At 40.8% G+C, this 12,959-nt stretch carries 14 protein-coding genes and 1 pseudogene; 12 read left to right on the top strand and 3 right to left on the bottom strand.

Features of this window, described 5'->3' with window-relative positions:
• Positions 1–210 (bottom strand): annotated as a pseudogene (locus tag F8S12_RS14465) (IS5/IS1182 family transposase); the annotation flags it as partial.
• A gap of 363 nt (positions 211–573) precedes the next feature.
• On the opposite strand from F8S12_RS14465, the gene F8S12_RS14460 reads away from it, so the two are divergent.
• The 10 genes from F8S12_RS14460 (at position 574) to F8S12_RS14415 (ending at position 9,830) form a co-directional block, all read left to right on the top strand.
• Complete coding sequence (locus F8S12_RS14460) at positions 574–2,955, top strand: phosphoketolase family protein (RefSeq protein WP_196516952.1); 2,382 nt, start codon at positions 574–576, stop codon at positions 2,953–2,955.
• Positions 2,956–3,523: 568 nt separating this feature from the next.
• A complete protein-coding gene (locus tag F8S12_RS14455) occupies positions 3,524–3,742 on the top strand; it encodes a hypothetical protein (protein ID WP_196516951.1) in 219 nt (72 codons plus the stop codon).
• A gap of 458 nt (positions 3,743–4,200) precedes the next feature.
• The gene (locus tag F8S12_RS14450) at positions 4,201–4,446 is read left to right on the top strand and encodes a hypothetical protein (RefSeq protein WP_196516950.1); all 246 of its coding nucleotides are present in this window, start codon (positions 4,201–4,203) and stop codon (positions 4,444–4,446) included.
• A gap of 27 nt (positions 4,447–4,473) precedes the next feature.
• Positions 4,474–4,911: a nitrogen fixation protein gene (locus tag F8S12_RS14445; RefSeq protein ID WP_196516949.1), complete on the top strand. Its 438-nt coding sequence runs from the start codon at positions 4,474–4,476 to the stop codon at positions 4,909–4,911.
• Between the two features lie 279 nt (positions 4,912–5,190).
• Positions 5,191–5,523, top strand: a complete 333-nt coding sequence (locus tag F8S12_RS14440) for a Nif11-like leader peptide family natural product precursor (RefSeq protein WP_196516948.1) — start codon at positions 5,191–5,193, stop codon at positions 5,521–5,523.
• 154 nt (positions 5,524–5,677) lie between these two features.
• The gene (locus F8S12_RS14435) at positions 5,678–5,977 is read left to right on the top strand and encodes a Nif11-like leader peptide family natural product precursor (RefSeq protein ID WP_196516947.1); all 300 of its coding nucleotides are present in this window, start codon (positions 5,678–5,680) and stop codon (positions 5,975–5,977) included.
• Positions 5,978–6,069: 92 nt separating this feature from the next.
• The gene (locus tag F8S12_RS14430) at positions 6,070–7,344 is read left to right on the top strand and encodes a nif11-class peptide radical SAM maturase 3 (protein WP_196516946.1); all 1,275 of its coding nucleotides are present in this window, start codon (positions 6,070–6,072) and stop codon (positions 7,342–7,344) included.
• A gap of 16 nt (positions 7,345–7,360) precedes the next feature.
• Positions 7,361–7,546 (top strand): hypothetical protein, encoded by a 186-nt coding sequence (locus F8S12_RS14425; RefSeq protein ID WP_230968017.1) that lies wholly within the window; start codon positions 7,361–7,363, stop codon positions 7,544–7,546.
• Between the two features lie 13 nt (positions 7,547–7,559).
• On the top strand, positions 7,560–8,720 hold the full coding sequence (locus F8S12_RS14420) for a phosphotransferase family protein (protein ID WP_196516944.1): 1,161 nt from the start codon (positions 7,560–7,562) through the stop codon (positions 8,718–8,720).
• Positions 8,721–8,747: 27 nt separating this feature from the next.
• On the top strand, positions 8,748–9,830 hold the full coding sequence (locus tag F8S12_RS14415; RefSeq protein ID WP_196516943.1) for a T3SS effector HopA1 family protein: 1,083 nt from the start codon (positions 8,748–8,750) through the stop codon (positions 9,828–9,830).
• Here the strand turns inward: F8S12_RS14415 and F8S12_RS14410 are convergent.
• Both F8S12_RS14410 and F8S12_RS40600 read right to left on the bottom strand, forming a co-directional pair.
• The gene (locus tag F8S12_RS14410; RefSeq protein WP_196516942.1) at positions 9,827–10,186 is read right to left on the bottom strand and encodes a DUF5615 family PIN-like protein; all 360 of its coding nucleotides are present in this window, start codon (positions 10,184–10,186) and stop codon (positions 9,827–9,829) included. The genes F8S12_RS14415 and F8S12_RS14410 overlap by 4 nt on opposite strands.
• Positions 10,164–10,700 carry a hypothetical protein gene (locus F8S12_RS40600; RefSeq protein ID WP_230968016.1) on the bottom strand — a complete coding sequence of 179 codons (537 nt, stop codon included), beginning with the start codon at positions 10,698–10,700 and terminating at the stop codon, positions 10,164–10,166. Before F8S12_RS40600 ends, F8S12_RS14410 begins: the two co-directional genes overlap by 23 nt.
• Positions 10,701–11,221: 521 nt before the next feature.
• Here F8S12_RS40600 and F8S12_RS14400 point away from each other — a divergent pair.
• Complete coding sequence (locus tag F8S12_RS14400) at positions 11,222–11,395, top strand: hypothetical protein (protein ID WP_196516941.1); 174 nt, start codon at positions 11,222–11,224, stop codon at positions 11,393–11,395.
• 355 nt (positions 11,396–11,750) lie between these two features.
• Complete coding sequence (locus F8S12_RS14395) at positions 11,751–12,947, top strand: phosphotransferase (protein ID WP_196516940.1); 1,197 nt, start codon at positions 11,751–11,753, stop codon at positions 12,945–12,947.
• The last annotated feature ends 12 nt before the right edge of the window (positions 12,948–12,959 follow it).

Below are 12,959 nucleotides of genomic sequence, written 5' to 3'. Positions count from 1 at the left end.
ATACTGCATCACCAGTATCATCGCCAACCGCCAAGGTGCTTGCGCTGGCTGACCGCGTTGCGGATAAAGTGCAGCGAAGTCTTCATCTTGATAAAAGACCCCAAGTTCATCACGCAAGCGCATATATAAATTACCTTTTGGAAATGCGGCCTTGGCTACACGTACCGTTTCATCGGGAATAGGAGGAATTTCTTCAGGATGTAAGCACATATACTGCCTCCACAGGTATTTCTTCTAGTTTATTGATTATTGAGGCAGCTAACTTAATTTTTTTCTTTCCGTGTATTACATGGGAAGGTAGAATTACCCTTCCCATGTAATACACGGTAAAATCGGCGTTTTTATGTTAAGTAATGTTTCGCCAACAGTATCAGATATCTGCAAGATGGGACACGTTGTAAAGTTTTGTCAAAGTAATGCTCAAAACTATTGATTTACCGTTGCCCAGAGCAAAAAAATTTAATCACAAAGGCTGAGAAAATTCATCATAGGTTAGATGGCCATCATCATGAAAACAAGTAAAATTGCAGACTGATGAATCCGTCAAAATCCTTTTGGAATGGAGTGTCGATAATGACATTAGCAATGACTCCACAAATAAAGCCTTTAACAGATGAAGAATTACGGAAGATAAACGCTTACTGGCGTGCAGCTAACTATCTTTCGGTTGGGCAAATATATCTACTCGACAATGCGCTGCTCAAAGAACCGCTAAAGCTGGAACACGTCAAACCCAGGCTATTAGGTCACTGGGGAACAACGCCAGGGCTGAACTTTATCTATGTTCACCTGAATCGGGTCATCAAAAAATATGACCTAAACACAATTTATATTGCCGGCCCTGGTCATGGAGGACCTGGACTGGTAGCTAACACCTACCTAGAAGGCACTTACACTGAGTATTATCACAACATCTCCCAGGATGCTGAGGGAATCCAGAAACTCTTCAAACAATTCTCTTTCCCCGGTGGTATTCCCAGCCACGTTGCACCGGAAACCCCCGGTTCAATTCACGAAGGCGGGGAACTAGGTTATGCCCTCGTCCACGCTTACGGTGCTGCCTTTGATAACCCTGACTTGATCGTTGCTGCTGTTGTCGGTGATGGCGAAGCTGAAACAGGCCCTTTAGCAACTAGCTGGCATTCCAACAAGTTTCTTGACCCCGTGCATGATGGTGCTGTACTTCCGATCCTGCATCTGAACGGGTATAAAATTGCCAATCCAACAGTACTGGCACGGATCAGCCATGAGGAATTAGAAAACTTATTTGTGGGCTACGGCTACAAGCCATACTTTGTTGAAGGGGAAGATCCCGCAGATGTCCACCAGCAAATGGCGGCGACTCTAGATACAGCGATCGCCCAAATTCAAAGCATCCAAAGAGAAGCCCGCGTACATGGTTTTACCGAACGTCCCCAGTGGCCGATGATTGTCATGAGAACCCCTAAAGGTTGGACAGGCCCCAAGGAAGTAGATGGTAAAAAAACCGAGGGTTCTTGGCGATCGCACCAAGTTCCCTTGACCAACATCGCCAAACAGCCAGAACACCTAAAACTTCTAGAAGATTGGATGAAGAGTTACAAACCAGAAGAACTCTTTGACAGCAACGGGAAGCTGATGCCCGAACTAGCAGAATTAGCTCCCAAGGGTCAGCGACGCATGGGTGACAATCCCCACGCCAACGGCGGTATTTTGCTGTGCGATTTGAAAATGCCCGACTTTCAAGATTATGCCGTAGATGTTCCTGAACCAGGTAAAGCGATCGCTGAAGCTACCAAAGTTGCCGGAAAATTCCTCCGGGAGATCATGCAGCTTAACCAGGAAAGCCGTAACTTCCGCATCGTCGGCCCCGACGAAACGGCATCGAATCGCTTAGACCCTGTGTTAGAAGTCACAGATAAGACTTGGGTAGGCCAGATCCTCCCCGAAGATGACCACCTTGCCTACAATGGTCGGGTGATGGAAATTCTCAGCGAAACTTGTTGTCAAGGATGGTTAGAAGGCTACCTCCTCACAGGGCGGCACGGGTTCTTCTCTTGCTACGAGGCTTTTATCCACATCATTGACTCGATGTTCAACCAACACGCTAAATGGTTGAAAACTACCTTAGACATTCCCTGGCGTAGACCAATAGCTTCTCTCAATTATCTACTCACCTCCCACGTTTGGCGGCAAGATCACAACGGTTTCTCTCACCAAGACCCCGGTTTTATCGACCATGTAATCAATAAAAAAGCAGAGATCGTCCGCGTGTATTTGCCCCCCGATGCCAACACTCTGCTATCGGTAACTGACCACTGTCTAAGAAGCCGCAACTATGTGAATGTCATTGTTGCCGGAAAGCAACCAGCATTGCAATATCTTGATATGGATGCTGCTATTAAGCACTGCACCAAAGGCATCGGTATTTGGGAATGGGCAAGCAATGACCAAGACGGCGAACCAGATGTAGTGATGGGTTGTGCTGGCGATGTTCCCACTTTAGAAACCTTGGCGGCCGTTGACATCTTACGCCAGCACTTCCCTGACTTAAAGGTGCGGGTAGTGAACGTAGTCGATTTGATGACACTACAGCCAAGAGGCGAACATCCTCACGGTTTGAGCGCAAAAGATTTTGATACGATTTTCACCACCGATAAACCGATTATCTTTGCCTTTCATGGCTATCCTTGGCTGATTCATCGCCTAACCTATCGCCACACTAACCACACTCAGCTGCATGTACGTGGCTACAAGGAAGAGGGAACTACCACCACCCCCTTTGATATGGTTGTTCTCAACGATCTTGATCGCTTCCATCTGGTGATTGATGTAATCGATCGCGTGCCAAAATTAGGATACAGGGCAGCTTATGTCAAGCAGCAGATGCAAGATCGTCTGATCGAACACAAGCACTACATTGAGAAGTACGGCGACGATATGCCAGAAATTCGCGACTGGAAGTGGCCCTATTAGCTTAAGGGTAACACCTGCGACGGCACACGAGTACTTAAGCAATAAATGCTCCTCCAGTCAGAAAAACTGGAGGGGTATATAGCAATACGGTTCAGTTAAGGGTTATTGGTGCAGATAATTAGTCTTTCAAGACGCGATAAATCGCCTCTCTACATCAGGGTTTTGGGCTTATCTGAACTGTGTTGAGGCATATAGGACAATACACTTGGGTTAGTGATGTTTAGTGTTCGGAGATCCCCGCAACCCCTTTAAAAAGCTTGCTCATATCTCTTTCACCCCCTTTTTAAGGCAGGGCTGTTTCACAGCCTAAAACAGGTAAAATTGCAAGTGTTGAGGGGATAAAAAATCATGGGTGCAAATCTGATTGAACAACTGCGGTAAGTCGAAGACTTCAGAACGACTTTAGTTAAGCTAAGTCCATCTAAAGAACCATAAATGCATCTTTTTTGACACTATATGTAGTGATTAAAAGGTTGACATTGTAGATGAAATAATAAATTATGGTGACGGGATAAGGAAATTAAAACTTTAATCCCAAGTCAAACAACTTTGATCGAGGATATCTCTAATGGCTCGTATCCAAATTACTGATCTTAATCCCTCTGAGTCTGAACTATTATTGTGTGAACTTACTGCCGAAGAAATGTTAGAAATTAATGGAGGTAGTTGGTTTACAAGAATAGTAGGGGCTACATTAATAGTTGCTGGGGTTTTGACAAGTTCAGTTGGTATAGGTGTTGCTTTGATTGGAGCAGGTGCAACTATTTTTGCATCTGGGGAAGAATAACTTTTTTCCTAGTCTTTTTAGGTATTAATTAATATCACTCACTAAACCACTGTCTAATAGCCTATTTTCTAGTTGTTTATTTCTATCAAAATAAACAACTAGAGAATAAATTTATGAATTGGGCTTAGATGCGGTTCACGACCGTTTGAAAAGTGGATGAGGCGATCGCTTGTTAGCTGCAAAACTTTTCGGCAGCTAAATAATTTAATTATTGTACTAATTATCTAGATTTTCTATTGCAACTATTTATTGCGGGATATCTGGATATAAGCAACCAACACTTGCACTAAAAATTGTTTGTCCAATATTCGTGACATAAATGGTTTATTAATGTCTAATAAATACTTAGCAAAAATATTTAAGTAGTTTTTACATACCCTAGAATCAATAGATATTAGGCAATCATACTGCTCAGTAACTAAGCCTAAAAATAGTCACAAATTTAGAGGGAAATCAACATGGAAAGCAAAGAAAGAAACTATAACGGTCAAATTCAAATTGACGATCTAATTAATGATGCTGTAGAGAATGCATTAGCACGACGGAACCAAGCTTTAGATTCAGAAGATGTTTTGTCTAATGAAGAAATGAAAAATGTTGTAGGCGGAATAAGTATTATTAAACCTCCTCTTATATCAGGAATCATAGTATGTCCTACCACAATAGGACTCGTAGCATATCCAGATGAAAGCCTTTTGTCATAAAGATTCTCTTCACTGGAGGTTCAATTGATGAAAGAATTTGCTGGTGATAAAACTACACTCTGTCCCAGTGCTAGACCCGAATCTGTGGATAGTGTTGTCTTTGGCGTAATAGGTGGGACAGTTACAAAACCCCATGTAGCTTATCTCAAGCATCCTCAACCCGTCACAGATGAACTAATAGCAAAAGCTAGTCCAATTACACCTGCCGAAATTTTTCGGACGGCGGCGCCTTGCGCTACTAAAGCTTGTCAGCATTTTGATGGGCAAGATTGTCGTCTAGCAACGCGAATTGTCGAAAAGTTACCTGTAGTAGCAGAAGAACTACCCCCCTGTTCCATCCGCCGAGATTGTCGATGGTGGCAGCAGGAAGGTAAAGCAGCTTGTATGCGTTGTCCGCAAGTTATTACAGATAACTACAATCCCTCTGAACTAGCAATTAAAGTAGCGACACCTATTGTTGGTTAAACACAACTACAGATTAGGTTTCTTAAGCGAAATAACTTTCTAACAAACATTTGATTAAGTAATTTCAATCCAATTTTTAGATGCACAAGAGTCGCTGTCAGAGTTGGCTGAGGAAGACGAGAAAGGCATTCATGGCGGTTATGGAATTATTTTCGGATATTTTCCAGTGGATATATTGGCATAATTTTCCTGAATACAGTCCAGAAAAATTATCCAATAAACTGGTTCAATATTCAAACAAAATTACCAACTGTTAAGTAAGTTCAGGAGCAGAAGATTATGTCTCTAGAAAATGTCAAAGCTTTTTACGAAAAGCTAGCAAATGATGAAGGGTTTCGTAATCAAATTCAAGGCGTTAGTAGTAAGGAAGAATGTAGTCAAATAGTTAAAGCTGCTGGCTACAATTTCACTTTAGAAGAGTATGAAGAATATACCGCTCAATTGTTGGAATCTGCCGCTGGTGAAGGTGAACTCAAGGATTTAAGCGAAAAAGAACTAGCAGCCGTTTTTGGTGGATTAACTGGAAAGCCCCAAATCCAACCATTATATGGGGCTGTTTGGCCACCCTATCAACTCATGTATGGAGTTATTCGGGTAGATGACATACTTTAGGGAACCTCTGTTGCTACCATAACAGATTAGATTTCTAAGGACGGATGGGTATCTGTCCGTCCTTAGAAATTCAAAGGAAAATCGAAATGAAAGATAACAAAAGAATGTACAACGGTCAAAAATATATTTAATTAATCAAGTTCAGGAGAATATTATGTCCTTAGAAAATGTCAAAGTTTTCTACGAAAAGCTAGCAGATGATGAAGCATTTCGTAATCAAATTCAAGGCGTTAATAGCAAGGAAGAATGTAGCCAAATAGTTAAAGCTGCTGGCTATTATTTCACTCTAGAAGAGTATGAAGAATATACTGCTCAATTGTTCGAGTCTGGTGCTGGTGAAAGTAAACTCAAAGATTTAAGTGAAAAAGAACTGGCAGCCGTTTTTGGTGGATTAACTGGGCAGAACAAATTCCAACCACCCTATGGAGTTGTTCAGACGAATGACATAGTTTAGGAAACCTCTGTTGCTCCGAAAACAGATTAAATCTCTAAGGACGGATGGGGATTTGTTGTGCCTTTCTAGAAAAATTAATTGAGGGTATTTTCATGACTTATCGCCGAATTAGTTATGCAGTTTGGGAAATTACACTTAAGTGTAATCTGGCCTGCCAACACTGCGGTTCTCGTGCTGGTCAGACAAGGGCGAACGAACTTTCTACAGCAGAAGCCCTTGATTTGGTCAAGCAAATGGCGGAAGTTGGAATCACAGAAGTAACCATAATTGGTGGTGAAGCTTTTCTCCGTCCTGACTGGCTAGAGATTGCCCAAGCAATTAACAAAGCTGGGATGTTGTGTGGTATGACCACTGGGGGTTATGGTATCACATTAGATACAGCCCAACGGATGAAGGAAGCTGGTATTGGCGTGGTTTCTGTATCGGTTGATGGTTTAGAAGCAACTCACGATCGCTTACGTGGTAAATTAGGCTCTTGGCAATGGGCGTTTAAGACCATGAGCAATCTCAAGGCAGCAGGTATACCCTTCGGCTGCAATACTCAAATCAATCGTCTCTCTGCACCAGAATTTCCTCGTATTTATGAGCATCTCCGCGATGCCGGAGTATTCGCTTGGCAAATTCAGTTGACTGTACCGATGGGAAATGCCGCAGATAATAGTGAGATTCTGCTGCAACCTTATGAATTACTAGATTTATATCCGATGATTGCTCGTGTTGCTCAACAGGCAAAGCGCGAAGGAGTGCAGGTACAACCGGGAAATAATATCGGTTATTACGGGCCCTATGAGCGACTGTTGCGCGGAGGAGATGCTTGGTCATTTTGGCAGGGATGTAGTGCTGGATTGTCTGCTTTAGGCATTGAAGCAGATGGTGCTATTAAAGGTTGTCCCTCACTGCCTACCACTGCCTACACTGGAGGTAACATCCGCGACTATTCACTGCGGACAATTATTGAAGAAACCGAGGAACTGCGGTTTAATTTGGGTGCTGGTACTTCCAAAGGAACAGAACATTTGTGGGGTTTCTGTAAGTCTTGCGAATTTGCCGAACTTTGTCGTGGTGGTTGCAGTTGGACTGCTCACGTTTTCTTTGATAAGAGAGGTAACAATCCTTACTGTCATCATCGCGCCCTGACTCAGGAAAAAGATGGTATTCGGGAGCGAGTGGTTCTCCAACATCAGGCAGAGGGGAACCCCTTTGATAATGGTGTGTTTGGGCTAATTGAAGAACCGATAAATGCCCCTTGGCCTGAAAACGATCCACTTCATTTTACTAGCGATCGCATTCAATGGCCAGAAAGTTGGGAAGAAGAACTTGAGTTAGTTTCATCCTTAGTTAGTTCTAAATCGCATTCAGATAAATAATATGTTAGGTGATTTTATGCCTCTACAAGATACAACTATTACTCATATTGACCAATCTCAAAGTAAGGTAGAGCCTCTACCAACCCTGTTACCTCGTTCAGCTTGGAATAGTCAGTTAGATTATTTGCGACTAATTTTTAGAGCTAAGAAGGCTTTAGATCGGATTGAGAAGGAAGCTGGTATTTTTAAAAGTTCCAACTAATGGATTAATATCTATGACATTTATCTTAAATTCACAGAGTGTTTTCGATTATTTACTTCAAAAAGGATTATGTAATCAATCTGAACAACCTCCCATTAAGATAGAACCAGTTACAGCTAAAAATTTTAATTTATTACTGAGTTGGTCAGGCGATCGCAAGCTGCTTGTGAAGCAAGAACGATACAATCAGGAAGGGAAAGCGGCTGGTGAATTTTTAAGTGAGTGGCGAATTCAAGAATTTTTACAGCAATTTCCAGAAATTAACCACTACCGCTCATTTTTACCAGAGGTGCTGCATTTTGATGCTGAAAATTCCATTCTTGTCTTCAGATATTTGGATGATTATCGAGATTTAATGGATTTCTACACTAAAGAAAAGAGCTTTCCTACAGAAATATCTAGGGAAATTGGCACTATCTTAGGGACTATCCATTGTGATACTTTTAATCGCCAAGAATATCAGGAATTCTTTTCTAAAAATTCAGATAATCTAATGGCTGATCAAGTATCACATTTAGTTCGGAGATTAGAACGCGTTGAACCGGAAATTTTTGGTCTAGTTCCTAGCGATGGGTTAAAGTTTTTTGCTCTATATCAACGTTATGATAGTTTGGGGCAGGCGATCGCTGAATTAGGTAATGCTGTAATTCCCTGTTGTCTAACCCACAATGATTTGAAACTGAATAATATTCTGTTGTACAAAGATTGGCAGGATTCCAGTAATAACATTGTCCGACTAATTGATTGGGAACGCTCGACTTGGGGAGATCCAGCTTTTGATTTGGGAACACTTCTTGCCAGCTATGTACAAATCTGGCTGAGTAGTTTGGTTATCAGTAATTCTTTGAGTATTGAAGAGTCTTTACGCTTGGCAATAATACCTTTAGAACTGCTTCAGCCTTCAATTGCTACATTAACCCAAGCTTATTTCAACACTTTTCCAGAAATTCTAGAACACCGCCCTGATTTCTTGTCGCGGGTGGTACAATTTATCGGTTTTGCTTTAATTCAACAGATTCAGGCGATGATTCAATATCAAAAATCCTTTGGCAATATGGGGATTGCCATGCTTCAGGTTGCTAAGACGCTATTAAGCCGTCCTGTACAATCGATGCCAACAATTTTTGGTGCTGCTGCTGTTGAATTAACTCACCTGAGCAGTTCTGTTGTTTAAATCATTTTATTATTACTAAACGTAGTTATGCAATTATTAAATTCTCCTCAAACTCAGCTAGAGACTGGTTTAACTGGGCAATTACTGGATGTTCTGCAAGATATTGTTCGCAAAATTGAAATAAAATCTGATTTCTCCATCCACCATCCAGATTACAAACCTTTGGAATTACCATTTGAGGCAATTGAACGTTTTCAGAAGTTGCCAACCCAGATGCAACAGAAATATCTGAGTCTACAATTGCGGAGTTTTCTTTACGGTATTTATTACAACGGTTCTATGCAAAGTACGTTGGCACTAGATGGGGAGGAAAATGATTTGCCCTTAGATTTGGAGAATAATACTGTTTTAGGGGTAGATGTGGGGTTTTATAAGCGATTGCATGAAAGTAATTTTGGAAAGGGCTACTTTGACCCTGGTTGGTCTGTTTTGAAAGAAGAAACTGATGGTAGTTTAGCAGTAAGTAAAGGCGGTTTGAGACTGCATATTGAAAGGAATAAGCATCTTCAACCTACTGAAGTGGCAGCTGTGGTAGGTGATTCTGTCGCTATCCAGATGCCAAAGAATCTGGTGCAAAATGGCTTTTACATGGCAGTTAGCAATGTCGCATCTAAAAGTCATGAAAATCTGGTACGGGTATACTTTAATTTCAGCCCTGAAGGTGCAGTGGTGGTTATGGGTAGCCTGACGCGGCGGCTGAATGCCATTTCGATTTTCTTCCACTTTAAGGTGCTGTATAACCCAGATGACTACAAGCGTTACGATTCAGGGGTACTGTATTTTGAAAAAGGCAACTATGAAGTTGTCCAGCAAGTCCTTGAGGCCGTCTATGCAGAAAACCAATCCCATTTTCAGCCAGAAGTCCCATTATTCACCATGCAACTTGCACCAGGATTAGGGTTGGCAGAAGAACCAGATCAAAAGTTTGGTGTTCAGGAAAGCTTTGGAATGAATCGCTGTCAGATTGTGGCGAATGGGTTGCTGGAAGCTTGGTATCAAGGAGATGAATCAATTGAGGGGAGGATGCAGGCTATCATTAAGCAATTTTCTAGTTTGGGGATTGACTTGCAACGCCCTTATGTCAATGCCAATTCAGAAGATATTTATTAGTAGTTCCATTGATTGAGGGGAATAAGCTGATTGGCTAAACTATAGTCCGATGCTTCGATGTTGGCGATGGACTTAACGATACTCAGGTAGCTCATGCTTTTTGATGGGTCAGGGTGCTGGTAGACTGCTAAAATGCCGGGATGATTTGGGTTTGCTTTGTGCAAAGTCTGGAAGTCATCACAGTTGCGAGTCAATAATACACGCTGTTCAATTCTTGCATAGTCAAGTACAAGTGAGTCAGGCTTGCTCATTAAAGCTGCTTCGTTGACTGTTATTACATTATGACCTGCACTCCGTAACAAATTAACTAAACGTTTTGCCTGGGAGTCTTCATCAATGAGTAGTTTTAGGCTCAAGGCAGACTCCTTGTTGTTCGAGGCGATAACGCTCCTCTTCTGCTTCAAGCTTTAAAAGTTCTTGGTGACTTTCGCAATAGTGAATAGCTTCGTCGATCGCAGCAAGGGGGAGGTTCCAATTATCTGCTGCCTCTTCTATTGACATCTGGTTAACAATCATATCCTGCCAAACAGTCGAGGCAAGTAGTTTTCGCCCTTTGATGTAAAGTTGCCGCCGCCAGGGGTGAGGGCGTTCCACCAGATACAGCCCGTTGCCTGTTGGGGGAGATTCAAGTTCTGGGATAAGTAGGCGAACTTGCCCTTCTGGGGTATGGAGAAACAGTTGAGTGCCTGGACGCATGTGGCGCTTGAGAGTAACCATTAGGTCGATGGAACGCAGGATTGTTTCTTTGGTATTAGGAGCTGCGATCGCATCACGTAGCCAGTTGAGTTTTGCTTCTTGTTCTGGAGTAATGTTGAAGTTCTGTCGCTTGGTTTCTACCGTTTCTGAATTAGATGATATCGGCGTAGTCATGTTACCTCATAACTAGGAATCAGCTTTGTAAGTACAATATGAGTATACCAAACTCATAAAGAGATGTGATCAGCCTAGAGTTTGGATGCCAACTTTGTAGAGGTTGTGGAAAGCGATCGCGCAGTTTGCAGCACATCTCACCTAACTTCGACAGATTGTAGCGAATAGCATGGGGTTTGCTGCTACTGCGACAATAAGATAGCCCTAAATTTTTATCGTTCAGTCTTAAAGGATTCTTGGGCTGATTTTTTGTGGCTTTTGGTTAGTTCAAAATCTATAGGGACATAACTGTTTTAATTTTGTCTCTCGTCAAGCTTATCTACTTCTACAATCCTCTACAAAAAATAGATTTTTACCAGAAATAGCCGACTATTTTTACCTAAATATGTAACTTTTATGGTCTGTTCACTCTGTTGAAATGTCTACGAATATTCAGTTTTTTAAATAAGATGTAATCAGGAAGCAAACATAACTATTTGATTCCTAATTACTAACACAATTGTATTGGAGACTAAACTAAAATGGCTAATATCAAAGTTAATGACATCAAACCTGCTGGTGCTGACTTGTTTGGCGATTACGAAAGTTACATGGATGAACTGGTCGATAGTGAAATTAATAATATCAAAGGTGGTCGCGCATCTGGTGTTCAGGTTACTGTGGTTGCTAGCTGTGCATGCCAAGCACAGCGCTAGCACTAGCAGAGTAATAGCTAGCTGATATCATTTCCTAAGCAACTTAGGTACACCCAAATTTTGTTTACCAAGGTTAGTAGATTTGAAAACGTACCTCACCAGGTTGGTAACCGCCATAATGTCTTAAAATGTATTAGGGACTTGCGTAAGAACAAAGTACCAGTAAAATCAGTTCTACTCAAAAACTGACAAAACTTGTTTGGTATATTAATAATCCGCAAGTTCCTTACTTCTTCATCGTTTTTACTTAATCTCTGCTAAGACAACGAGATTAAATATTCTAATATTGAGGTAAAATCTTAACATATTATTTACAATCTTATTGATATTCAATAGCAGAAAAAGTAGGTTTATCATGACAACTAAGCTAAACTCTAACAATGTATCTCAATACTTACTTGAGGTTAGTCTTTCCGAAGAACAGGATATAGAATTAATTAATATTAAACCTAAATGTAGCCAAGGCAGCAATAATTTAATTTTTTTAACGATCCATCTACCCAGTGGTCAACAACTATTTGTTAAGCAGGATTCTCATCACTACGATAATAAAAAAACCAACATAATTAATTGTGAGTGGCGGCTTCATAAATTTTTGCAATCTTTGCCAAATTTATCTCAAATTTATTCTTTGTTATTAGAAATACTTCATTTTGATGATATCAATTCTATTCTAATTTACAAACAATCAGATAACTACATTAATTTAGAAAGTCATTACAAAAAAAACAAAAGCTTTCCTATAGCAATAGCAGAGTTAATGGGTATTACTCTAGCAAACTTACATCGCGAAACTTTAAATTGCCAGAATTGCTGTGATTTCCTAAATGAGGAAGCAGTTGATGGCAAATGTTACTATCAATTTCCTCATCCAAGTCATTTATTAGGTAGACTTAAGCCAGAGATTTTAACTCAAGAGTATCCCCCAGAAGGCAATATATTTATGTCTTTTTATCACAACTGTGAAAACTTACAATCTACAGTTACAGAGCTTGTAGCTACTCATAATCACTACTGCCTAACTCATAACGGGTATGAGTTAAATAACATTTTAATTCCCCGGTCAGGTGAGGGAATTTTGTCTAAAATTGAGAGGTCTAATGAGAGGATTATTAAGCTTATTAACTGGGATAAATGTAGCTGGGGCGATCCAGCTTTTGATGTAGGGACAGCGATCGCTGGTTATTTGTTGTTATGGCTGGAAAGTTTAATTATTCATCCTGCTATTAAATTGGAGGAATCTCTTAAGCTAGCTATAATACCTTTAGAAGCGGTTCAACCTTCAGTTGTCACCCTCACTAGCTCTTACATTAGTAGTTTCCCCAAAGTTCTAGAGGAATTTCCTGATTTCCTTAGTCGAGTTGTCCAGTTTACTGGTCTTGCCTTACTCTACAAAATTATAGCAAGAATTCAGTCATTTGAAGCATTTGATCATAGGCAAATTTGCATACTTCAATTGGCTAAAAGGTTGCTATGCCAACCAGAAAAATCATTTAGCTCTATTTTTGGGATGACGGAAGCTGATTGGCTAAAAGCTTTGAAATTACCTTAACTTCTGGCTAGG

The sequence above is a fragment of the Nostoc sp. WHI genome, assembly GCF_015714725.1.
Lineage (GTDB): Bacteria > Cyanobacteriota > Cyanobacteriia > Cyanobacteriales > Nostocaceae > Nostoc.
The sequence above is the reverse complement of the archived record's forward strand: the minus strand, read 5'-3'. Positions and strand labels throughout refer to the sequence as shown.